At 61.4% G+C, this 22,713-nt stretch carries 23 protein-coding genes; 9 read left to right on the forward strand and 14 right to left on the reverse strand.

What is annotated here, in order from left to right; translation table 11 throughout:
• Positions 1 to 80: 80 nt before the first annotated feature.
• On the forward strand, positions 81 to 836 hold the full coding sequence (locus J2Y39_RS26485; protein ID WP_370593523.1) for a methyl-accepting chemotaxis protein: 756 nt from the start codon (positions 81 to 83) through the stop codon (positions 834 to 836).
• 202 nt (positions 837 to 1,038) lie between these two features.
• On the opposite strand, the gene J2Y39_RS09910 is transcribed toward J2Y39_RS26485, so the two are convergent.
• The 4 genes from J2Y39_RS09910 to J2Y39_RS09925 are packed head-to-tail and all read right to left on the reverse strand — an operon-like array spanning position 1,039 to position 3,640.
• Positions 1,039 to 2,352 (reverse strand): sensor histidine kinase, encoded by a 1,314-nt coding sequence (locus tag J2Y39_RS09910; protein ID WP_310217126.1) that lies wholly within the window; start codon positions 2,350 to 2,352, stop codon positions 1,039 to 1,041.
• Positions 2,349 to 3,017, reverse strand: a complete 669-nt coding sequence (locus J2Y39_RS09915; protein WP_310217129.1) for a response regulator transcription factor — start codon at positions 3,015 to 3,017, stop codon at positions 2,349 to 2,351. The genes J2Y39_RS09910 and J2Y39_RS09915 overlap by 4 nt, the downstream gene beginning before the upstream one ends.
• Positions 3,018 to 3,020: 3 nt before the next feature.
• Positions 3,021 to 3,332 carry a PepSY domain-containing protein gene (locus J2Y39_RS09920; protein ID WP_016775413.1) on the reverse strand — a complete coding sequence of 104 codons (312 nt, stop codon included), beginning with the start codon at positions 3,330 to 3,332 and terminating at the stop codon, positions 3,021 to 3,023.
• Positions 3,332 to 3,640, reverse strand: coding sequence for a PepSY domain-containing protein (locus tag J2Y39_RS09925; RefSeq protein WP_024013515.1), 309 nt, complete (start codon positions 3,638 to 3,640; stop codon positions 3,332 to 3,334). Before J2Y39_RS09925 ends, J2Y39_RS09920 begins: the two co-directional genes overlap by 1 nt.
• 290 nt (positions 3,641 to 3,930) lie before the next feature.
• Here J2Y39_RS09925 and J2Y39_RS09930 point away from each other — a divergent pair, with 290 nt between their 5' ends.
• The 4 genes from J2Y39_RS09930 (at position 3,931) to codA (ending at position 8,279) form a co-directional block, all read left to right on the forward strand.
• Positions 3,931 to 5,010 carry a patatin-like phospholipase family protein gene (locus J2Y39_RS09930; RefSeq protein WP_310217133.1) on the forward strand — a complete coding sequence of 360 codons (1,080 nt, stop codon included), beginning with the start codon at positions 3,931 to 3,933 and terminating at the stop codon, positions 5,008 to 5,010.
• Between the two features lie 85 nt (positions 5,011 to 5,095).
• Positions 5,096 to 5,452, forward strand: coding sequence for a 6-carboxytetrahydropterin synthase QueD (queD, locus tag J2Y39_RS09935; protein ID WP_007915588.1), 357 nt, complete (start codon positions 5,096 to 5,098; stop codon positions 5,450 to 5,452).
• A 305-nt stretch (positions 5,453 to 5,757) separates the two neighbouring features.
• Positions 5,758 to 7,029, forward strand: a complete 1,272-nt coding sequence (gene codB / locus J2Y39_RS09940; protein ID WP_310217139.1) for a cytosine permease — start codon at positions 5,758 to 5,760, stop codon at positions 7,027 to 7,029.
• Positions 7,030 to 7,043: 14 nt separating this feature from the next.
• A complete protein-coding gene (gene codA, locus J2Y39_RS09945; RefSeq protein WP_310217143.1) occupies positions 7,044 to 8,279 on the forward strand; it encodes a cytosine deaminase in 1,236 nt (411 codons plus the stop codon).
• 206 nt (positions 8,280 to 8,485) lie between these two features.
• Here the strand turns inward: codA and J2Y39_RS09950 are convergent, their stop codons facing one another.
• On the reverse strand, positions 8,486 to 9,466 hold the full coding sequence (locus J2Y39_RS09950) for a diaminopimelate epimerase (protein ID WP_310217146.1): 981 nt from the start codon (positions 9,464 to 9,466) through the stop codon (positions 8,486 to 8,488).
• Positions 9,467 to 9,710: 244 nt separating this feature from the next.
• On the opposite strand from J2Y39_RS09950, the gene J2Y39_RS09955 reads away from it, so the two are divergent.
• Positions 9,711 to 10,862: an MFS transporter gene (locus tag J2Y39_RS09955; protein ID WP_150634866.1), complete on the forward strand. Its 1,152-nt coding sequence runs from the start codon at positions 9,711 to 9,713 to the stop codon at positions 10,860 to 10,862.
• A gap of 85 nt (positions 10,863 to 10,947) precedes the next feature.
• On the opposite strand, the gene J2Y39_RS09960 is transcribed toward J2Y39_RS09955, so the two are convergent.
• The 4 genes from J2Y39_RS09960 to J2Y39_RS09975 form a co-directional block, all read right to left on the reverse strand.
• Positions 10,948 to 13,374 carry a TonB-dependent siderophore receptor gene (locus tag J2Y39_RS09960; protein WP_310217149.1) on the reverse strand — a complete coding sequence of 809 codons (2,427 nt, stop codon included), beginning with the start codon at positions 13,372 to 13,374 and terminating at the stop codon, positions 10,948 to 10,950.
• Positions 13,375 to 13,472: 98 nt separating this feature from the next.
• Complete coding sequence (locus J2Y39_RS09965; RefSeq protein ID WP_310217153.1) at positions 13,473 to 14,456, reverse strand: FecR family protein; 984 nt, start codon at positions 14,454 to 14,456, stop codon at positions 13,473 to 13,475.
• A gap of 88 nt (positions 14,457 to 14,544) precedes the next feature.
• Positions 14,545 to 15,036 (reverse strand): sigma-70 family RNA polymerase sigma factor, encoded by a 492-nt coding sequence (locus J2Y39_RS09970; protein WP_065615952.1) that lies wholly within the window; start codon positions 15,034 to 15,036, stop codon positions 14,545 to 14,547.
• A 252-nt stretch (positions 15,037 to 15,288) separates the two neighbouring features.
• On the reverse strand, positions 15,289 to 15,729 hold the full coding sequence (locus J2Y39_RS09975; protein WP_016775423.1) for a carboxymuconolactone decarboxylase family protein: 441 nt from the start codon (positions 15,727 to 15,729) through the stop codon (positions 15,289 to 15,291).
• A gap of 189 nt (positions 15,730 to 15,918) precedes the next feature.
• Here J2Y39_RS09975 and J2Y39_RS09980 point away from each other — a divergent pair, with 189 nt between their 5' ends.
• Entirely contained in the window at positions 15,919 to 16,284 is a 366-nt protein-coding gene (locus J2Y39_RS09980) for a hypothetical protein (protein ID WP_150741227.1), read from the forward strand.
• A 159-nt stretch (positions 16,285 to 16,443) separates the two neighbouring features.
• Here the strand turns inward: J2Y39_RS09980 and J2Y39_RS09985 are convergent, their stop codons facing one another.
• The 3 genes from J2Y39_RS09985 to J2Y39_RS09995 form a co-directional block, all read right to left on the reverse strand.
• Positions 16,444 to 18,012, reverse strand: a complete 1,569-nt coding sequence (locus J2Y39_RS09985; RefSeq protein ID WP_310217157.1) for a sensor domain-containing diguanylate cyclase — start codon at positions 18,010 to 18,012, stop codon at positions 16,444 to 16,446.
• A 174-nt stretch (positions 18,013 to 18,186) separates the two neighbouring features.
• Positions 18,187 to 18,960 (reverse strand): aldolase, encoded by a 774-nt coding sequence (locus tag J2Y39_RS09990; RefSeq protein ID WP_310217159.1) that lies wholly within the window; start codon positions 18,958 to 18,960, stop codon positions 18,187 to 18,189.
• An 11-nt stretch (positions 18,961 to 18,971) separates the two neighbouring features.
• Positions 18,972 to 19,679, reverse strand: coding sequence for a haloacid dehalogenase type II (locus J2Y39_RS09995; RefSeq protein ID WP_252867938.1), 708 nt, complete (start codon positions 19,677 to 19,679; stop codon positions 18,972 to 18,974).
• A gap of 109 nt (positions 19,680 to 19,788) precedes the next feature.
• Between J2Y39_RS09995 and J2Y39_RS10000 the strand changes: the two genes are divergently transcribed.
• Positions 19,789 to 20,646 (forward strand): LysR substrate-binding domain-containing protein, encoded by an 858-nt coding sequence (locus J2Y39_RS10000; protein ID WP_310217164.1) that lies wholly within the window; start codon positions 19,789 to 19,791, stop codon positions 20,644 to 20,646.
• A gap of 14 nt (positions 20,647 to 20,660) precedes the next feature.
• Here J2Y39_RS10000 and J2Y39_RS10005 read toward each other — a convergent pair whose 3' ends face one another.
• Together J2Y39_RS10005 and J2Y39_RS10010 are read right to left on the reverse strand one after the other, a co-directional pair.
• On the reverse strand, positions 20,661 to 21,185 hold the full coding sequence (locus J2Y39_RS10005) for a hypothetical protein (protein ID WP_310217167.1): 525 nt from the start codon (positions 21,183 to 21,185) through the stop codon (positions 20,661 to 20,663).
• Between the two features lie 187 nt (positions 21,186 to 21,372).
• Positions 21,373 to 22,041, reverse strand: a complete 669-nt coding sequence (locus tag J2Y39_RS10010; protein WP_056791411.1) for a ribonuclease T2 family protein — start codon at positions 22,039 to 22,041, stop codon at positions 21,373 to 21,375.
• A gap of 164 nt (positions 22,042 to 22,205) precedes the next feature.
• Here J2Y39_RS10010 and J2Y39_RS10015 point away from each other — a divergent pair, with 164 nt between their 5' ends.
• Positions 22,206 to 22,676: a hypothetical protein gene (locus tag J2Y39_RS10015; RefSeq protein ID WP_041477268.1), complete on the forward strand. Its 471-nt coding sequence runs from the start codon at positions 22,206 to 22,208 to the stop codon at positions 22,674 to 22,676.
• Positions 22,677 to 22,713 lie beyond the last annotated feature (37 nt).

Below are 22,713 nucleotides of genomic sequence, written 5' to 3' on the forward strand. Positions count from 1 at the left end.
CCGAGGTGAAGCGCTCGGTGCAGGACGCGCGCAACACTGCCGACCAGTCCTCAGCCATCGCCACCCAGACCAGCGCCGGCATGGAGCAGCAATACCGTCAGGTCGATCAGGTCGCCACCGCTTCCCACGAAATGAGCGCCACCGCCCAGGACGTCGCGCGCAGTGCCGCCCAGGCCGCCGAAGCCGCCAAGGACGCCGACCGCGCCACCCGCCAGGGTCTGACCGTGATCGACCACACCACCGCGAGCATCGACACCCTCGCCGCCGACATGAGCGCAGCGATGGTTCAGGTCGAGGGCCTGGCCGCCAACAGCGAGAAAATCGGCACGGTGCTGGAAACCATCCGCGCCATCGCCGAGCAGACCAACCTGCTCGCACTCAACGCCGCCATCGAAGCCGCCCGCGCCGGTGAAGCCGGACGCGGTTTTGCTGTGGTCGCCGATGAAGTGCGCAACCTCGCGCGCCGCACTCAGGAGTCGGTGGAGGAAACCCGCCAGGTCATCGAGCAATTGCAGAACGGCACGCAGGAAGTGGTCGGTGCGATGGGCAACAGCCATCGTCAGGCCCAGGGCAGCGTTGAGCAGGTGGGTCAGGCTGTCACGGCGTTGCGGCAGATCGGCGATGCGGTGACGGTGATCAGCGACATGAACCTGCAAATCGCCAGTGCTGCCGAAGAGCAGAGCGCAGTGGCTGAAGAGATCAATAACAACGTGGCAACGATTCGCGATGTGACCGAGTCGCTGTCCGGGCAGGCCAATGAATCGGCGCGCGTGAGCCAGTCGCTCAACAGCCTGGCGAATCAGCAGCAGCGGTTGATGGATCAGTTTCGCGTTTGATGCACAAGTGCGGGGTGTCAGTTCCAATCCCCCCTCACCCCAGCCCTCTCCCCCCAAGGGGCGAGGGGGAAAGGGAGCCGATCTTCATGCCATTCAAGTCCTGAGTTCGACTCGGATTTCAAGTGGGTGCATCTCTCAAGAACAACACAATCAGTCCCCTCTCCCTCTGGGAGAGGGTTAGGGTGAGGGGCTTTTCAAGGGCTCACCGCCGAGGCAGTTCAATCACCACTTTCAACCCGCCCCACTCGCTTTCGCCCAACACCAGCAAGCCACCCCACGTTTCGACAATATCCCGCACGATCCCAAGGCCGAGCCCATGCCCGTGGGTCTGCTCATCCAGCCGCGTGCCACGGCTGAACACCTGAGACCGCTGCTCCTCGGGAATCCCCGGGCCGTCATCTTCCACGCTCAGGGCAAAGCCGTCAGACCGTTCGATTACACTCAAGCGCACCTCGGCATCGGCCCATTTGCAGGCGTTGTCGAGCAGGTTACCGAGCAGTTCGAGCAAATCCTCGCGGTCCCACGGCAGCTGCAAACCCGGCGGTGCGACGTAGCTCAGGGCCAGATGCTCGCCGTGAATCATGTTCAGCGTCGCCAGCAACCCCGGCAACTCGGCATCGCAATCAAACAACGCGCCGGGCAGCGCATCCCCCGCCAACCGCGCGCGATTGAGTTCGCGATTGAGGCGCTGCTGCACCTGCTCCAGTTGTTCCTTGAGGATCCTGCGCAGCTCGGGATGGTCATCGAGCTTGTCGCTGGAGGCCAGGCTGAGCAGCACCGCCAACGGGGTTTTCAGCGCGTGGCCAAGGTTGCCCAAGGCATTGCGCGAGCGCTTGAGGCTGTCTTCGGTGTGGGCGAGCAAATGGTTGATCTGCGCCACCAGCGGTTCCAGCTCCACCGGCACCTGATCGTCGAGTTGCGAGCGCTGGCCCTGCTGCAACTGAGCGATCTGCTCGCGCGCGCGTTCCAGCGGTTTCAGCGCGCGGCGCACGGTCAGGCGTTGCAGGAACAGGATCAACAGCAACGCCGCCAGCCCCAGACCGAGGCCGATCTGGCGCATGCGCTGGAAGCTGTCGCTGACCGGCGTGTAATCCTGGGCGACGCTGATCGAGATCGACTGACCCAGGCGTCGATAGTCCGAGCGCAGTATCAACAAGCGTTGCCCGTCCGGGCCAAGTTGCAGATTGCTGTGCAGCCCCGGGTGTTGCAGCAGCGGCAGTTCCTGATCCCACAGCGAGCGCGAACGCCAGTGGCTGTCGGAGAAATCGATGCGAAAGTAGTGCCCGGAAAACGGCCGCTGATAGGCCGGCGACAGATGCCGCTCATCCAGCTGCAAACCTTGCGGGCCGCGCACCAGCGCTACCAGCAGGCTTTCGCTGTCGTTGCGCAGGCCGGCTTCGAGGTAGCGCTGCAAACCGACTTCGAACAACCACAGGCTGGTTTGCGCCAGCACCAGACCGACCACCACCATCACGCTGATCAGACCCAGGCTCAAACGGCGCTGGATTGATCTCATGAAGCTTGTCCGCCGAACAGGTATCCCTGACCGCGACGGGTTTCGATCACGCTTTTGCCGAGCTTGCGCCGCAGGTGATTGACGTGGACTTCGAGGACGTTGGAGTCACGCTCGGTCTCACCGTCGTAGAGGTGTTCGGCGAGGTGGATTTTCGAGAGGATCTGCTCGGGGTGCAGCATGAAATAGCGCAGCAGGCGGAATTCAGCGGCGGTCAGCTGGATGTCGGCGCCGTCGCGAACCACGCACTGGCGGCCTTCGTCCAGATGCAGGCCGGCGGCTTGCAGGGTCGGCTGGTTAGACTGGCCCTTGGAGCGACGCAGCAGCGATTGAATGCGCAGGTACAGTTCTTCCGGGTGGAACGGTTTGGTCAGGTAATCGTCAGCGCCGGCCTTCAGCCCTTCGATGCGCTCGGCCCAGGAGTCGCGCGCGGTAAGGATCAGCACCGGAATCGCCAGACCGGCCGCGCGCCACTGCGCCAGCACGTCCAGCCCCGGTACGCCGGGCAGGCCGAGATCGAGGATGATCAGGTCATAGGGCTCGCTGCTGCCCTGATACACCGCGTCACGACCATCGGCCAGCCAATCCACCGCGTAGCCTTGGCGCTGCAGGCCAGCGAGCAATTCGTCGGCCAGCGGTACGTGGTCTTCCACCAGAAGCAAACGCATCGATCAATCTTCCTTGTCTTTGACTAACTCGCCGGTATCGGCCTTCAGGTGCAGCTCGCGCGCCACGCCTTCGACCGTCAGCAATTCGACTTCGTAAATGTACACGTCGTGTTTTTCTTCCAGCTCGACTTCCAGCAGTTTGGCGCCGGGGTAGCGATCCATGGCCTGCTGCAGCACTTGCTCCAGCGGCAGGATCACGCCATCGCGACGCAGGGCCAGCGCCTCGTCCTGATCGAGGTCGCGAGCCATGGCCGTACTGCACAACAACACCAGCGCCAGCGCCGTCAGGCGGGTGGCGCGACTATTCAGCTTCATTACGTATCCTGATGATCCCTGAGCACTTCACCATCGACCGCGTTCAACTCCAGGTCCCACTTCAGCCCTTTCGGGTCGCGCAGTTCGATCTGGTAAATGAACTTGCCGTACTCTTCCTCCAGCTCGGTCTCGGTGATTTCCGAACCGGGGTGTTTTTCCAGCGCGATGGCGTTGAGCTTCTCGAAGGAGACGATAGTACCAGCGTCGCGCAAACGAAGCGCTTCGTCAGGTCCGAGATCGCGCGCGTATGCGGTGCTGGCGGTGAGGCAGATGATCGAGGCAGTGGTCAGGGCAGTCAGGGTTTTCATGGTGTCTCCGAATTCTTATATGTTGCTTACGGTGGGCACCATAGCGAGGTCAACTTAACTGAAACTGAATGGCCATCATTGTGCCCCATTGCTGGCAAGCTCCCCTGTGGGAGCGAGCCTGCTCGCGAAGGCGCAGTGTCAGCTGCAACGATGTTTCTGACCCACCGCTTTCGCGAGCAGGCTTGCTCCCACACTGGTTTGCGTCTGCCCCCCTTGTGGGGCAGGCTCACTCCGACATGGGCCTGCAACATGTGCTTATAATCGCCAGCTTGCTAACGATCGAGACCGGTATGACCGCCATCCACATCAAGTTTCCTGCTCTCACCATAAAGGCCGGCCCACGGGCCATGGCGCGGATTCGTGCGCAGGGTTTGCACGCCGCGGACGTCGGCACCCTGCCCGGTGCGGCCGGTGGGCCGAAGGCGTTGGGGATTCAGGGGCTCGATCTAGCGTTGTTCGGCGAGTGGCTGCCGAGTGCGCCGCGTGAGCGTTCGCTGATCGGCGCCTCAGTGGGTTCTTGGCGCTTCGCCAGCGCCTGCCTACCGGACGCCGCCGAAGGCATTCGCCGCCTCGGTGAGCTATACGCCGAGCAGCATTTCAACAAAGGCGTGACCATGGCCGAGATCAGCCAGAGCTCGCAGCGCATGCTCAATGACCTGCTCGACGGCCGCGATGCGAGCATCCTTGAAAACGCCGATTACCGCTTGAACATCATGGTGGTGAAAAGCCAGGGCCGCCTCGCCGAAGACCATCGCGGGCGCCTCGGTCTGGCGCTGGGCTCGGTGATCGCCGACAACCTGCGCGGTCGTGCGCGGCTGTCGCGACACTTTGAGCGGCTGATCATCCACGACCCGCGCCTGGCGCCGCCGCTTGATGCCTTGACCGATTTCCCCTCGCGCTTCGTTGCCCTCAACACCGGCAACCTGCGCCAGGCCCTGCTCGCTTCCGGATCGATCCCGATGGTCATGGAAGGCGTGCGCGACCTGCCCGGCGCTGGCGCGGGTACGTTCCGTGACGGCGGTTTGCTCGACTACCACCTCGACCTGCCCTACAGCGGCGACGGTATCGTGCTCTATCCGCACTTCACCGATCGAGTGATTCCCGGCTGGTTCGACAAGACCCTGCCATGGCGCCGCGCTTCGGTGCAGCGTCTGCAGGATGTGCTGCTGGTCGCGCCATCGAAGGAATATCTGGCGCGCCTGCCCTACGGCAAACTGCCCGATCGAAATGACTTCAAACGCTTTATGGGCGATGCGCCGAGCCGGCAGAAATACTGGCACGCGGCGATGGACGAGAGCCGGCGGCTGGGCGACGAATTTCTCGAACTGACGGCCAACGGTCGCCTCGCCGAGCGCTTGCTGACCCTTTAGTCAGCACGGCCAAAGACAAGCTGATAAACTCGCCGCCTGCCCGAATCGCTGCGGCGAACGCCATCTGAACAGAGCCGAAAATACTGTGGAAATCTTCAAGGAATTTACTTTCGAATCCGCCCACCGCCTGCCGCACGTCCCGGACGGCCACAAGTGCGGCCGCCTGCACGGCCACTCATTCAAGGTCGCGCTGCACCTGAGCGGCGACCTCGATCCGCACACTGGCTGGATTCGCGATTTCTCCGAGATCAAAGCGATTTTCAAGCCGCTGTATGAGCGCCTCGACCACAACTACCTGAACGACATTCCTGGCCTGGAAAACCCGACCAGCGAAGTGCTGGCCAAATTCATCTGGAATGAGATGAAGCCATTGCTGCCGGAACTCAGCGCGATCCGCATTCATGAGACGTGCACCAGCGGCTGCATCTATCGCGGCGAATAAGCACCACACATCTCCCCCGCCCCTGTGGGAGCGAGCCTGCTCGCGAAAGCGCCGTTCCAGTCAATTTATTCGGTGACTGACACTCCGTATTCGCGAGCAGGCTCGCTCCCACAAGAGTCCGGCGCCAGGTTTGAATCATCTGCCATGCACATAACAGGCTCGCTCCCACATTGGGCTCCTGGTGCATTCAGTGCACTGCTTTCGCGCTGAAAACCCCATTCGCGTCTACACATTCGGTCACTTGCGCCGCTTGGCACGACCGCTGCAACCCTTCTGCGTCTTCCCCTTCCTGCAAGGACTGCCCCATGACGCAGAACGCCCCCGGCAACGATTACCCGCTCAGTGAAGTCCCCATGCACGCGCGCAAAGGCCTGGCCTCGACGGCGATGGTGTTACTGGGCTTCACGTTTTTCACTGCGACCATGTTTGCCGGCGGCAAGCTCGGGGTCGCGTTCGGTTTCGCCGAGATGATGGCGGTGATCATTGTCGGCAACCTGTTGCTGGGCCTGTACGCGGCAGGGCTGGGTTACATCGCCTTCAAGAGCGGCCTCAATTCTGTGCTGATGGGGCGTTTCTGTTTTGGCGAGGTCGGCAGCAAGCTCAGCGATCTGATTCTCGGCTTCACCCAGATTGGCTGGTACGCGTGGGGCACGGCGACGGCGGCGGTGGTGATCGGCAAGTATTTCAATCTCGATGAAAGCACCGTGCTGGTCCTGATGGTGCTGTTCGGCCTCGGCTTCTGCGCCACGGCGTACATCGGTTATCGCGGACTGGAAATTCTCTCGTACATCGCGGTGCCGGCGATGATGTTGCTGCTGATGCTGTCGATGTGGGCAGCGACCGTGAAAGTCGGTGGCTTCGAAGGCTTGCTCAGCGTGGTGCCGAGCGGTTCTCTGGACTGGTCGACAGCGATCACCCTGGTGTTCGGCACCTTCGTCAGCGGCGCAACGCAAGCCACCAACTGGACGCGATTTTCCCGCTCGGCAAAGGTGGCAGTGCTGGCCAGCCTGATCGGTTTTTTCATCGGCAACGGCCTGATGGTGCTGATCGGCGCGTACGGCGCGATCGTCTATCGACAGCCGGATGTGGTTGAAGTGCTGCTGTTGCAGGGCTTCGCCATGGCCGCGATGGCCATGCTGTTGCTGAACATCTGGAGCACTCAGGACAACACCATCTACAACTTCGCCGTTGCCGGCTGCAACCTGCTGCGCACCGGGCGGCGCAAGACCGTGACCCTCGGTGGCGCGGTGATCGGCACTCTGCTCGCCCTGCTGGGCATGTACGACATGCTGGTGCCGTATCTCATCCTGCTCGGCACGGTGATTCCGCCGATTGGCGGGGTGATCATGGCTGACTTCTTCTACCGCTGGCGCGGGCACTATCCGCGTCTGGCCGACGCACGGTTGCCAGCGTTCAACTGGCCGGGCCTCGGGGCCTACGGGGTCGGAACCGTCGCTGCGTTCAGCTCGCCCTGGGTCGCGCCGCTGGTAGGGATCGCCGCTGCCGCGCTAACGTATGTCATCGTCACCGGTGTGCTGGGCGCCCGTCGCGTCAGCGCACCACTACAAGACCTATAAAAAGGATTTGCCTGATGCACATCATCAACGCCCGCCTGCGCAACCAGGAAGGCCTGCACGAATTGCACCTTGAAGACGGCCTGATCCACAGCATCGCCCGTCAGACCGAAGCGCCGACCCTCGGCCCGGATGACCTCGATGCTGGCGGCAATCTGGTGGTGCCGCCCTTCGTCGAGCCGCACATCCACCTCGACGCCACCCTCACCGCCGGCGAGCCGCGCTGGAACATGAGCGGCACGCTGTTCGAAGGCATTGAATGCTGGGGCGAGCGCAAAGTCACCATCACCGAAGAAGACACCAAGACCCGCGCCAAGAAGACCATTCAGGCCCTGGCCGCCCACGGCATTCAGCACGTGCGCACCCACGTCGACGTCACCGACCCGCAACTCACCGCGCTCAAAGCCATGCTCGAAGTGCGTGAGGAAAGCCGTCACCTGATTGACCTGCAGATCGTCGCGTTCCCGCAGGAAGGCATCGAGTCGTTCCGCAACGGGCGCGAGCTGATGGAAGAGGCGATCCGCATGGGCGCTGACGTGGTCGGCGGCATTCCGCATTTCGAGTACACCCGCGATCAGGGCGTCAGCTCGGTGAAGTTCCTCATGGACCTGGCCGAGCGTACCGGCTGCCTGGTCGACGTGCACTGCGACGAGACTGACGATCCGCATTCACGTTTCCTTGAAGTGCTTGCCGAAGAAGCGCGCAGCCGCGACATGGGCGCCCGCGTCACCGCCAGCCACACCACGGCGATGGGCTCTTATGACAACGCCTACTGCGCCAAACTGTTCCGCCTGCTCGGCCATTCCGGCATCAGCTTTGTTTCCTGCCCGACCGAAAGCATTCACCTGCAAGGGCGCTTCGACAACTTCCCGAAGCGCCGGGGCGTGACCCGCGTCAACGAACTGCTCGAAGCCGGCATGAACGTGTGTTTCGGTCAGGATTCGATCGTCGACCCGTGGTATCCGCTGGGTAACGGCAACATCCTGCGCGTGCTTGAAGCGGGTTTGCACATCTGCCACATGCTCGGTTATCGCAACCTGCAAAGCGCGCTGGATCTGGTCACCGACAACAGCGCCAAAGCCATGCACCTGGGCGAGCGTTACGGACTCGAACAGGGCCGCCCGGCGAACCTGCTGATTCTCTCGGCGGACAGCGACTACGAAGTGATCCGCAGCCAAGGCCTGCCGCTGTATTCGATTCGCGGCGGCAAGGTGTTGATGAAGCGGCAGATGCCGGTGGTGGAGTTCAACTGAGAAGTACGCTGAACCTGATGGGCCGAGAGCAAAACCTGTGGGAGCGAGCCTGCTCGCGAAAGCGCCATGCCAGGCGCCTCGATGTTGGATGTGCCGACCTCTTCGCGAGCAGGCTCGCTCCCACAGTAGATCCAGTTGGTGGCGAGGAATGTGTTCAGCGCAAAACCCTGTGGGAGCCTGGCTTGCCAGCGATGGCGTCGGCCGAATCAACCCGCCAACCGCGCCGTGCCAAACAATCTGACGCGCAGCAATTCCCCTTGCGAAACCTCAAGCAAAACCGGTGCGGTGCCACCCGGCATGACCACCCGCACTTTTCCCGCCTCGACCCAACCCACCCGCCACGCGGCACACGCGACCGCACTGGCGCTGGTGCCGGATGACGCGGTCGGTCCCTCACCACGTTCGAATACCCGGGCGAGGATTTGCTGCGGCGACGCCAGCGCGGCCCATTGCAGATTGACGCCCGCCGGGCAGGGATTGCCGGCACCGGTGGGCATGGCATAGGCAATTGCCGTCAGCCTTTCGTTCAGCGGTGATTCAAGCATCTGCTCGTTACTCGGCAACATGGCCGGATCGCTTAGCAGCGTCACGCAATGCGGATTGCCGATGCGTACGAACTGGCTGCGCTCCCAGTCAGGATCGAGTTGTGCCAGGGGCTGGACATGGCTGACGTCGCGATTGTTGAACTGAACGCTTTCAACCGTATGCGCACCCACAACCTCCGGGCCAAATTTGGGCTGACCGAGGTCGAGCCAGAAACCGCGCACGCCTTCGACTTCGGCGGGTCTCACTGAGGTTTCCAGCGCCGCGCCCTTGTCATGATGAACGCGCAACACTGCACCCTGCTCCGGCAGCAAGCCTTGCTCGGTCAATGCCTGAGAAAAAATCGTCAGACCGTTACCGCTGCGCTCGGCGAGACTGCCGTCGGTGTTGACGATCAGCACATCGAACGGCGCAGATGCCTGAAACGGGCCGATCAGCAGGCCGTCGCTGCGGTGGGGTTTGCTGTTGACCGGACGCTGGCCGGCGGGCCAATCGCAGCACAGGGCGATGGCGGCTTCGCTCCATTGCTGCCTGGATACGGCGCACTCTGCGGCCCTCGCTGGCAAAGCGATTCCGGCCTCGCGCAAGGCTTGGGGTGAGACCACGGCGTAGATATTGCCGCGTGCGTCGTAGAAGCTCGTCATGCCTTGTTCCCATATTCCATGCTGGCGAAAATCCGACTGTAAACCGCAAACCAGTGTGGGAGCGAGCCTGCTCGCGAAGGCGGTGCCTCAGTCGACAATTCCATATTTGACCCACCGCTTTCGCGAGCAGGCTCGCTCCCACAGGGTAGGATGTTCACCGTTATGCCCCGAAAGGCCTGAGATCGAACCTCAACGCCGTCAGAATGTCACTCGGGATGCAGTTGTTTTTTTGCCAAGGATCGATATGACCAGCCTCAACCCCCAAGACACGTTCGTCCCCGGACGTCTGCAACAGATGTCCACCCGCGTCGCTTTTTTCATCGCTGGCCTAGGCATCGCCGCTTGGGCGCCGCTGGTGCCGTACGCCAAGGCGCGAGCCGGGCTGGATGAGGGCACGCTAGGGTTATTGCTGTTGTGCCTGGGCGTCGGCTCGATTCTGGCGATGCCGCTAGCGGGGATTCTCGCCACGCGTTTTGGCTGCCGACGTGTGGCCACCGCCGGCACCTTGCTGATCTGCGCCGCGCTGCCGTTGCTGGCGACGGTGTCGTCGATCCCGGCGCTGATCGCCACGCTATTCATGTTCGGCGCCGGTCTCGGCACGGTGGATTCGACGGTGAACCTGCAAGCAGTGATCGTTGAACGCGCCAGCGGCAAGCACATGATGTCGGGTTTCCACGGCTTGTTCAGCCTCGGCGGCATCGTCGGTGCGGCGGGTGTCAGCGCCCTGCTCGGCCTCGGGCTGACACCGCTGGCAGCGATGCTGGTCGTCGTCGTGTTGCTGATCGGCGCCCTGCTCAAGTGCGTGCCGCACATGTTGCCCTACGGCAGCGAAAGCTCCGGCCCGGCGTTCGCCATTCCCCATGGCATCGTGCTGTTTATCGGCGGCATGTGCTTCATCGTTTTCCTTACCGAAGGCGCGGCGCTGGACTGGAGCGCAGTGTTCCTCGCTCAGGAACGGGGGATCGACACGGCTTATGCGGGAATGGGTTACGCAGCGTTTGCCCTGACCATGACCGTCGGCCGTCTGCTGGGTGATCGCATAGTGCGCAAGTTGGGGGCTACGCGGATCATTCTGTTCGGCGGCCTGTTGGCGGCGGCGGGACTGTTTCTCGCCACCTTCGCACCGAGCTGGCAAGCGGCACTGCTCGGTTATGCGCTGGTCGGCGCCGGTTGCTCGAACATCGTGCCGGTGCTGTACACGGCGGTGGGCAAGCAGACGGTGATGCCGGAGAGCATCGCGGTGCCGGCGATTACCACGCTGGGTTATGCAGGGATTCTCGCCGGGCCGGCAGTGATCGGTTTTGTCGCCCATGCCAGCAGCCTGAGTTTTGCCTTTGGACTGATGGCGGTATTGCTGGTGGCTGTGGCGATCGGCGGCAAAGTCCTCAAGGTCTGAAAGCTTCGCGAGCAGGCTCGCTCCCACAGGGTTTCAGTGGTCCATGTGGGAGCGAGCCTGCTCGCGAAGGAGGCACCGCGCTCTATCAGAAGCCGACGCTGGCCTGCACGAAGAACGTGCGCGGTGCGCCGACATACATCCCCGAGTTGTTGTCGCTGGAGCGGGTGAAGTATTGCTTGTCGAAGACGTTCTTCACCCCGGCACCAAGCTTGAGGTTCGACACCTGCGGACCAAAGTCATAGCCGCCGCGCACGTTCCAGGTCACGTACCCTGGAATGTCACCGTACTGCCCGTCCGCCGTGCCTTCGGTGATGTAGTTGCCGTTGAAGCTGCCATCCGCATTCACACCGGTGCCAGGCGAGCGCTGTTTCGATTGGGCGAAGCCATCGATGTTCCAGGTCCAGCGATTGATGTCGTAACGCAAACCGACTGTCGCTACCTGCCGCGAATAGAACGGCAGATCGCGGCCCTTGAAGCCGGGGATCTCGCCTTCATAAGTGGCGCGGGTGTAGGTGAGCCCGGCGTTGGCGGTCAGGCCATCGAGGCGCGGGTCGAGTGCGGCCATGTCGTAATGCACCGAGGCTTCAATGCCTTGGTGCTTGGTCGCGCCGAGGTTGGTCCAGCCGACATCGTTGCTGATGTATTGCAGTTCGTCATCGAAGTCGATGTAGAACAGCGTCACCTCGCCGCCCCAGACATCATCGTTGTAACGCGTGCCGATCTCGTAGGTCTTGGCCTTTTCCGGCTCCAGACCGTTGGCGGTGCTGTCACCCGAACCGCCCTGGCCGAGCTGGAAATACTGCAGGCTGCCGAACGAGGTTTCGTAATTAGCGAACAGCTTCCAGGCATCGGACAGGTGATACATCACGCTCAGCGCCGGCAGCGGCTCATTGCTTTCGATGCTGCGGTTTTTCTCCGGTACCGGGCGGCCAGCGGTGTCGAGCACGGCGCGGTCGTGCCAATCGGTGCTGATGTGTTCGAAGCGAATGCCTGGGGTGATGGTCCAGTTGCCGACGTCGATCTTGTTGTCGACATACACCGAATTGGCCTCGGTGCCGCCAGTGCGATCCTGGAACACATGGCCGTCGGAGGTCGGCGTGACCACCGGCTGGTTGTTGACCAGCGCCAGACGACTCGATTCTTCGTGCATGGCCTCTTTCAGATAGCGATAACCGACGCTGACTTCCTGAGTGGTCGGGCCGACATCGAACACCCGCGACACGCGCGGCTCGATGCCCAGGGTGTAATAGGAACGCGGGTACGAGCTGAGGGTGCGCTGATCGCGCGCGGCGATGGTACTGCCGCGAAAGCTGTCGGTGTAATAGGTGAGAATTTCTGCCTGGGTGCGCTCGTCGATCTGGCGGATCCACTTGAACGACACGTCTTTGCGCCGGCCTGTGAACTGGTCGTAGTCACGCACCGACTCGTACGGTTTGTCATCGTACTGACGCTGAGTCAGGCCACCCGGCATGTCGGCACTGGCGTCGTAGTAGTGGAAGTTGAGGCTGAAATCGTCCTTATCGGTCGGCGCCCAATGCGTCTTGAGCAGCACGTCGTCGATGTCATTGCCGTTGTTGCGCTCGCGATAACCGTGACCGTTGACGCCGGAGTACAGCAGCGCGACGCCCATGCCGTTGTCGGCGGTGCCACCGACGAACGCGGTGTCGATGTGTTTCCAGCCGCCGTACTGCGTGGTTTCCAGGGTGGTGCCGATTTCGCCGGTGGTTTTCTCCGGAATCGCGCGGGTCACGAAGTTGATCACGCCGCCGACGTTCTGCGGCCCGTAGCGCACGGAACCGGCGCCGCGCACGACGTCGATGCTGTCGAGATTGCCCGAGGAAATCGGCGCCATCGACAGTTGCGGCTGGCCGTAAGGCGCGAACGCCGCTGGCACGCCATCGATCAAAACAGTCGAGCGTGGCGACAGGCGCGAAGTCAGACCGCGCACGCCGACGTTGAGGGAAATATCACTGCCGCCGGTGCCATTGGAGTCCTGCACCTGCACGCCAGGCACGCGCTTGAGCACGTCGCTGACGTTCATCGCGCCCTGCTCGACCATCGCTTCGCGGCGAATCACCGTGCGTGCGCCGGGGTGGTTCTGCACCACCGCAGCGTCCGCGTCACCGAGCCAGTCGCCGACCACTTTGATGTCGGTCACACCCAGTTCCAGCGGGCCGTTGCTGGCTGCGGAAGTGGCGGCCGGGGCGAGCGTCACCGAGCCTTCATTGATCTGATAATCGAGGCCGCTGCCCTGCAGCAACTGCCGCAGCGCCTGCTCTGGCGCGAGGTCGCCGTCCACCGCCGGAGCTTGTTTGCCGGCCACCAGCTCAGGGCTGAAAAACACCTGCAGCGAGGTTTGCTGGCCCAGTTCGCTCAAGGCTTGGCCTAGCGGTTGCGCGCGGATATGAATGGCTTCAGCGGCAAACGCCAACGGCATCGCGGCGCTGACTGCCAGCGCGAGAGCCAGTGGCAACCAAGGGGATTTTTTATTGTGGGTTGTGGTGATGTTCACGTCGTACGGAGTCCTGTGGATCGCAAGAGTGTGCGGCTGTTAATGCAAACCAGTTGCAGTTGAACAGGAAGACGATGAACGGGGAAAAAACCTGAATGCTATCTGGAAATTATTTCCTGACTGCCATCGGCAAGGGTGCGCACCGTCACCGGCAGGATGCTCGGCAAGGCTTTGAGCAAGGCGTCGGTGTCGTCGGATTTGAACACGCTGGTCAGGCGCAGGCTGGCCACGTTCGGCTGGGATACGGTCAGCGGTTTGTCGCGATAGCGCGATACTTCCGCCGCTACTTCGCCGAGGCTGGCGTTGTTGAACACCAGTTTGCCGTTACGCCATGCGGTCAGTCCCGCCGGGTTGACCGCGTAGGCCGGCAGGACTTTGCCTTGGCCATCGACCGCCGTGCCGAGGCCTGCGGTGAGGTTGATGAATTGGTTGTCCGGGGCAGCACTTCCCTGCACCTTCACCGTGCCCTGCTCCACCGCCACGCGGGTTTGCGTGGCATCGCGGCGCACATCGAAACGCGTACCGGTGACCGTGACCCTGCCGCTGCCCGCTTCGACAATAAACGGACGCGAGGCGTCGTGTTCAACGCTGAACATCGCCTCGCCCGCGCTCAATTCGATAACCCGTCGATCCTGCTCATAACGCACCTGCAAGCGGCTGCGACTGTTCAGATCGATTACAGAACCGTCCGGCAACGCCACATGCTTGCGCTCGCCCGGCGCCGTGGCGAATTCAGCGCGGTAACCGCCCGGATGATTCAGCCCGCTGAACAGGCCAAGCCCCAGCGCCACGGCCAGAACACTCGCGGCGACGGCATAACGCAGCATCGGCCGACGTTGGCGGCGAGCTGGCGGAGTTTCAACCAGCGCTTGAAGACGTGAGGTCGGCAGCAAATCAGCCGCCGCCCACAAGCCCTGTAGCAACTGGAATTCTTCGCGGTGCTGCGAATGCTCGTTCAGCCAGGCCTCGAAGCGCTGCTGTTGCTCGACGCTGACATTCGGTTCCTGCAAACGCACGAACCATGCCGCCGCCTCGTCACGCACCGCCGCTTGCCCACAGGCGCAATCTCTCGTCTCCATCATGGAATATTCTGTCCGGCTGAGGTTGAGACCAGGCACGCCCCCCTGTAGGAGCTGCCGAAGGCTGCGATCTTTTCGACGTCACTCGTCATCATGACTGCAAGCCATCCAGCCGCTCACGCAGATGGCGCAGGGTGCGGATCATATACTTTTCGACCATGTTCTTGGACAGCCCCAGGCGTTCGGCGATTTCTGCCTGCGTCAGGCCTTCGATCTTCTGCCATACAAAGATCTTGCGGCAGTTGAGCGGCAGCTCGGTGAGCGCGCGTTCGATGGAATCGGCCAACTGGATCGCGTGCATGTAATGCTCCGGATCGCCCGCCGACGATGCACTGTCATCGACCGCCTCCGACTCCATGACGCCCCGCCGGTCCTCACGCCGATAACCATCAACGGCGATATTGCGCGCGGTCTGATGCAAATACGCACGCGGCTGCTGCACCGCCGCCGAATCCGCCTCAAGCACCCGCACAAAGGTGTCGTGCGCCAGATCCTCGGCCTGCGCGCGATTGCGCAGGCGACGAGTCCAGGTGCCGATCAACTCTTCGTAATGCTCGAAAAAGCCGGATCTGCGGGAGCGCATGGGGGATGGGCGGCGTGGTGAGAAAGGGGCGTGAATAGTAATGCTTCGTATTAATACAAAGCAATGCACGCTGTGATGGTGTTCTTGATGCGCAAGGTACAAGCACCGACGACGCCGAGCTCCGATGGGCATTGAATAGGACCCTGTGGGAGCGAGCCTGCTCGCGAATGCGGTATGTCAGCAACGATGATGATGACTGACACGTCGCCTTCGCGAGCAGGCTCGCTCCCACAAGGTAAAAGCGTGAATGTCTCAGGCCTGCGGCAGTTTGCGGAAGCCCACTGCCAGGCGATTCCAGCCGTTGATGGTGTTGATCGCCACCGTCAGGTCAACCAGTTCCTTCGGCGAAAACTGCGCAGCGACGACTTCATAGTCTTCGTCCGGCGCGTGGGTCAGGCTCAGTTGTGTCAGCGACTCGGTCCACAGCAGTGCGGCACGTTCACGCTCGCTGAAGAACGGCGCTTCCCGCCATGCTGTCACGGCGAACAGGCGGCGTGGGGTTTCGCCGTCCTTGATCGCGTCGGCGGTGTGCATGTCGATGCAGAATGCGCAGCCGTTGATCTGTGAAGAGCGCAGCTTGACCAGTTCGAGCAGGCTCTTTTCCAGCGACAGTTTCGAGACGGCATTTTCCAGCGCCATCATCGCTTTCATGGCATCAGGGGACGCGGTGTAGAAATCGGCACGAGGTTGCATGGTGGGCTCCGGGGTAGCGATTGAATGTGTGGCTACGTTAGTCCCCGGGGGTGGTTCGGCAAATAGCCAATATTGCAGAAGAACGGTAGGCCACTTGGCGCGGCGACTGACCGCTCGTCACTCGACGGGCACCAAGGTTTCAGTGCGCCTGACCAATATCAGGTAATCCCCTTTATCAGGAGACGTACCATGATGACGCGCAAATTCACTTCGTTATTGTTGGCCGGCCTGCTCGCCACGGCATCCGCCGCCAGCTTCGCTGCCAATGACAGCACCGATGCGACGGGCACCAAGTCCGGCGGCGCCAGCAGCTCGACCATGCCGCCAGACAGCACGCCGGGCTCGCCTTCCGTTGACAGCAATTCTGGTGGAACCAATAACGGAACTGGCACAGGAACCGGGACAGGGACAGGGACAGGGACAGGAACTGGTTCGGGCATGGGCACTGGAACGGGCACCAATGGCGGCGCCAGCGGTTCGGGTTCCGGCGCGGGTGGCGGGACCGGTTCGGCCGGCGGCGGCACGGGTGGTGCGGGCGGTGGCACGGGCAGCTGAACGAACAAGAGCCATCCCAGATAGCCCTGCTTACATCAGGACCCAATGTGGGAGCGAGCCTGCTCGCGAAAGCGGTCTGTCAGCCAACCTTGATGCAAGCTGACACACCGATTCGCGCGCAGGCTCGCTCCCACTTCTGATGTCTGTTGATTGAAAGAATCAGCGATCCGAACGCATCAGCTCGGCAAAACCCTCTTCAGCTGTAAACACCGCCGCGCGATTGCGCCCGGCATTTTTCGCCTCATACAACGCCGCATCCGCGCGCTGGATAAACACTTGCGGGCTGTCGTTGCCGTTCGGAATAAATGAATAACAGCCCAGACTCACCGTGAGATAACCGGTCGGCGACCCACTGTGGATGATGTGCTTGTCGATCACGCTGCGGCGAATCTGCCCGGCTATCGCCAGCGCACCGTTGATGTCCGTATCCGGCAACAGCACAGCGAACTCTTCACCACCGTAACGCACCGCCAGATCCGACTTGCGCTGGCAGCAGGCCTTCACCACTTGCGCCACCTGCGCCAGGCATTGATCGCCGGCGACATGGCCGTAAGCGTCGTTGTAGCGCTTGAAGAAATCGATATCGAGCATGATCAGGCTGACCGGGCTGACCTGGCGCGCGCCCCGGGCAAATTCGATGTCCAGCGAGCGCTCGAACAAGCGCCGATTGGCAAGTCCCGTGAGGCTGTCGTGGGTGGCGATCTGCTCCAGCGCCAGTTGCGCCTTGCGCAGGTTTTTCTCGATACGCTCGCCGTCGCGCACTTGATGAATGAACACCCAGCCGAACAGGCCAACCCCGAGGATCACCAGCGCGACAATTACGCTGGACTGGAAGGCGCGGTCATACCAGCCCTGCAGAATCGTGTCTTGAGACGTCGCAGCAGAGACCACCAGCGGATACGAGGCGAGCTGTCGATAGCCATACAAGCGGGTCACGCCGTCGACCACGGAGTTGAGCATCGCGGTGCCAGCGTTAGCGTTCGGCAGCAGGGTTTGATAGATCTCGCCGTGGGCCACCGAGGTGTTGATCAACGACTCATCAAAGGGCCGTCGCGCCAGCAAGGTGCCGTCGGTCAGCGCCAGAAACATGATGCCGCTGTCATCGAGGCTGAAGCTTTTGAAGAACTGATCGAAGTAGGACATGCGGATGCCCGCCATCAGCACGCCCTGAAAGTTGCCGAGCTGGTCGTTGACGCGTCTGGAAATCGGAATGATCCACTCGCCGTTTTCGCGGCTGCGAATCGCCGGACCGATGTGCGCAACGGTCGACGCATTCTGCTGATGGAACTTGAAATATTCGCGATCGGCCACGCCATTGCCACGAGGCAGATCGGCGAACGAAGTAATGACCCACTGCCCTTCGCGATCGAAGAGAAAGATGCCATGCAACTGATCCAGTTGCTGCGCGCGGCGGGCAAAGATCCGCTGCAACCGAGGGCGCTGCACCGCCCCGTAACCATCGTCCTGAATCCAGTCGACCAGGCTGGTCATCACCAGATCCGCCGCCCGCACAGTGTCCTCGGCCTGCTGCGCCATGGCCCTGGTCAGGTTGCCCGAAGCCATTTTCGCCACCGCCAGATCCTGACGCCGCGACTGCTCCAGTTGCAGGTACAGCAGACCGCAGAGGCATAGGCTCACCGCAACGATAAACAGCACCGCCGCTTTGCGAAGCGGCAACCGTTTGAGCGTGCCGGGGGCCTGATGCGGATCGTTATTGGGGATTGGCAAAAGCATGTCCTGGGCAGGTACGACAGGGGCGCGAGCCCGAAACCCTTGTATGTGTGAGCGTAGCCCACCGGGATGTACCGGGCAAACGCCCGCCTCCCGCCCAGTTATCGGCGCGTCGCGAGTTTGGATGATCGCTTTTCGTCGATTTATTTACGATTGCTTCTTTACGGTTAATCAGTTGTGCAGGGCCAGCCGCCGCATCGCGCTGGTCAGGTGCGCGCGGGCACTTTGCGCATCGCCTTCACGCATTTGTTCATAGGCGCGCTGCGCAATCGCATGAGGCACCGGTTTCAATTCACGTTGGGTTGCCATCGCCAGCAGTTGCACCTGCGCGGCGCGCTCCAGGTAATACAGATCGTCCCAGGCTTCGGCAATGCTCGGCGCAGCGACAATCACACCGTGGTTTTTCAGAAAGAGAATGTCGGCATCGCCCATAACGCTGGCGATGCGGTCGCCTTCAGATGCGTCCAGCGCGAGGCCGTTGTAATCCTCGTCCACCGCTGTGCGCCCGTAAAACTTCAGCGCAGTCTGCCCCAGCCACAGCAGCGGCGGGCCTTGCAATAGGCACAACGCGGTGGCGTGCGGCATGTGCGTGTGGAACGCGACTTTTACTCGTGGCAGTTGTTTATGCAGGCGCGCGTGGATGTAGAACGCCGTCGCCTCGGGCTCGCCTTCGCCATCGACCACGTTGCCAGCGAAGTCGCAGACCAGCAGATTCTGCGCGGTCACTTCCGAAAAAGCGTAGCCGTATGGATTGACCAGAAACAGATCATCATGCCCCGGCAGCATCGCCGAAAAGTGATTGCAGATGCCCTCCTCCAGACCATGCAATGCGGCCAGTTGAAAGCACGCAGCGAGTTCGTTGCGGGCGGTGATGATCGCCTCGGTGTCCAGGTTCAACGTTGCGCTTGGTCTGGCTTTGCCAGTGCCGCTCAAGATATGAGCCATGGCAATTCTCCTTAGGTCCAGCCGAGGGATTTGAACAGCGGCAGCACTTGATCGAGGCTGGAGAGGATCGCGTCGGGGCGATAGTCCGGCAACAACTGACGACCCGTGCCGCGATCGATCCACACGCAACGAAAACCCATGTCCCGCGCCGCCGTGTGATCGAGCATGGGGCTGGCGCAGATGTGCACCACTTCATCCCGGGTCACGCCCAATTGCTCATGAGCGTAGTCGAACAGGCGCGGCGCCGGTTTGTAGGCACCGGCCTGTTGCGCGGTGATCACCCGGTCGATATGGCCGCCGAGCTGCGCAACGTTGCCTGCAATGATCGCGTCGTCGGTGTTGGAGACGATGCACAGCTTGAAGCCCAAGGCTTTGAGCTGCGCGAGGGTGTCGACCACTTCGGCAAATGGCGGCATGTTCGGGATGGCTGTCGCCAGGCGTTGACTGTCCTCGGGCTGGCTCGGCAAGCCCAGTTCTGCCAGCGCCAGTTGCAGGCCGAGGATGCTGAGTTCGCGAAAGGAACGGTGCGGCGGCGTTTGTTCCAGACGATGCTCGTGACGGTCGTAGACTTCGATCAACTTAGTGGCGTCGACGGCGTGCTCGCCCTTGTCGCTGAGCATTTTTTCGACCACGGCTTTCAGGCCTTCATCCCACTGAATCAGCGTGCCGTAGCAATCGAAGGTCAGCCAGTGCGGGCGCGGCGTGTTGTTTAAGGTCATCGGTCGATTCCTCCACAGTGAGGACTTCAGCTTATGAGCGTGCGGTGATAGTGTGAAATTAAATAAACACTCAACCCTCATTCGCAAAACAACTATCAGGAATACCGCCATGCTGGATCTGGAATTGCTGAAAACCTTTGTCTGCGTGGTCGATGAAGGCAGCTTCACCCGTGCTGCCGAGCGTGTGCACCGCACCCAATCGACGGTCAGCCAGCAGGTGCGCAAACTCGAAGATCTGGTCGGCCACCCGCTACTCCTGCGCGACCGCACCGGAGTGAACGTCGCGGTCACCGAACACGGCGAACTGCTGATCCACTACGCGCGCCGATTGCTGGCGCTGTCCGCCGAAGCCACGCAAGCGCTGGCCAGTGACGTCGACCTGGAAGTGCTGCGCATCGGCATGCCGGAAGACTTCGACGCCCGGCGCATGGCACTGATCCTCGCCGGTTTTACCCGCAACCATCCGCAGGCCCGCCTGGAAACCATCAGTGGCATGAGCCTCGACCTGCGCCAACGCCTCGACGCCGGCGACATCGACATTGCCCTGATCAAACGCGAACCCGACAGCGGCCCGGCATGGGTTACCTGGCCGGAACGACTGGTATGGGTCAAAGGCACCGAGTTCGACACCTCCAGCGGTGTGCTGCCGCTGGCGCTGTTTCCGCAAGGCTGCCTGTATCGACAACGGGCGATTCGCCTGCTCGATGTGGCGCAGCGACCGTGGCGAGTGGCGTTCGGCAGCCACAGCCTGACCGGAATTCAAGCCGCAGTGGCGTCCGGGTTGGGGGTTTCGGTGCTGCCGGTTTCGGCGGTATTGCCAGAGCACGAGGTGTGTAGGGATCTGCCGGAGTTGGCGCCGACAGAACTGGCGCTGGTCAGCCGCGAGGGAGTGTTGAGCGGCTTGCAGCGGGGGCTGGTGGAGTTTTTGCGTGGAGAATTGGGGGTGGATGCGGGGGGATTTGCCTGACCCCCCGGGGATCTTTATTCGGGTTTGTTGATTTCGCGGAGCAGGTCGGCGGTGGGGATGTTCATGGTGTTTGAGTAGTAGGTTTTGTAGCCGTAGGCGGTGATGACGACTTTGCAGGGTATGCTTTTTTTGCGGGATAGCAGATCGTTGAGTTCCGGTACTGAAAGATTGTCCTGCGTGCTGCCGTTATCTTGGGTCTGGCTTAAAAAAGCACTTGTTACATAGTTGAATCTGCCCCGTGCTTTGTTCGACGCATCTTCGTCGATTAAACCGTATGCGGAATACCTGAACCGGTTAGTAATCGAAAAATCCTCGTCTTCACCCAGTGCGCACTTCAGCATTGTCGAAGCGGCACCTACCCTTTTGCCCCTGTTGAATAAATCCAACAGATCTACGTCAGAGCCATAATAAAAAGCGTAAAGGGAGCTATTGCCCTCCCTTTCTAAGGTATGAAAGTTCAGGTTTGCGTGAGGAACACTCTGATCCTTGGCGCAAGAGGTACAGAAAATGAGCATGAGCCCAACCGACAACTTCTTCATTCAACAGGTTTCCTTGTTGATTGCATCGTACATAAGGTCACTCACTGGCCGTCCTTGGGCGATGGGCGACAAGAACATCGCTGAAGCATTAGCGTGGTTCGTATTCATATTCACATTTCCAAATCCTCAGACCAAAAAAACAGGCGCTCACGGGAGCGCCTGTTTTTCCTGGCTCATTACGGATGGCTTACCGTACCGGCGGCACCCGAATATCCCCCGCCCGACACTGCGTCTTCACCCCTTTGCCACACGCGCCGAACTGCAAATCCTTGTCCATGCACACCCGCACTTCCGACAGCTGCGGGCCGCTGCAAATCACCGCAATTCCATCCTCGGGAATACCCGGATTGGCCTTGCGAAACAGATCGACAATCTCTTGCGCTTCGAAGTAGTACGACGTCGAGCCGAACGGCTGTAACGCCTGCGGAATCTTCACCGCGCCGAGGGCCTGATCTGACTTGTCCAGATAGCCCACCGCGCCCAGACCACTGCAAGTGCCGTGCTTGGACCATTCGTGATCGAGGAGTTTTTTCGTCGGGTACATCGTCAGGCCCTTGCTGGTTTCTGCCGCCGATAGCCTGGTCAGCGGCGGGCAGGATTGCGGCCAACCGCCCTTGGCGTATTGCGGCCACAAACCGTGCAGGACAAAACCATAACCCTTGCCGGTGCACTGCGCATCGTCCTTGTGCGTCAGACAAAAAGTCGGTGACCAGGACAGCGCCAGCAGGTAGTAGTCGAACACCCCCGCCACCGATTCGGCCTGCGCTTTCATCGATGCCGGCTGACGCGCCGAACTCGTGCCGATGCTACCGGCCGTCAGCGCGATCAGCGCCAGAATTGTAAACAGCTTTTTCATTAACCCGTTCCTTGGGACGCCTGCGTCCGTGGTTTTCGTTGTTGGCCAGACCTGGCCAGTGCTGATTTCGACACGCTTGTATTGCAAGCGCATGACGCAAGGCAAGGCCCTGCGCCGTGCAAAGGTCTACGCTGAACAGGCAGACATCCAACAAGGGAACCGACATGAGTAAAGCAGACGAACTCGCCGCCAGACTCAAGCAGACACGGCACACCCAGGCTGATGCGGCGCTGGAAATCGATTGCTGGCCTGCTCAGGTGTACGACTTGTACCACCGCATTGAGGGCTGGCTGCAACCAGTCACCGAAGTAGGACTGAAGATTCGGCGAAATCCTACGCACGTTTGCGAAAGTTCGCCGGATGGCGAAAGTCATGATTACGCTATTGATCAACTGGTGATCGAAGCCAACCATCACAGTTTGATGTTCGATCCGATTGCGCGGTTTACCGAGGACGGTTGCGGACGTGTCGAGATCAAGGTGCCGGGGCGCGATCAGTCGCTGCTGCGCACGGTTGACGAGCATGGCGAGAGTCACTGGTGGTTGCAGACTATCGAGACCGGCCAGGAGCTGGATGCGATTGCGCTGACGGAAAACAATCTGCTGCAAGTGGTGCAGCAAGGGCTGGGGCTTTAAGCCGCCCGGGTTAACTGACAAAACTGTAATGTTTGCC

Source organism: Pseudomonas sp. 2957 (genome assembly GCF_031456345.1).
Taxonomy (GTDB): domain Bacteria; phylum Pseudomonadota; class Gammaproteobacteria; order Pseudomonadales; family Pseudomonadaceae; genus Aquipseudomonas; species Aquipseudomonas siliginis.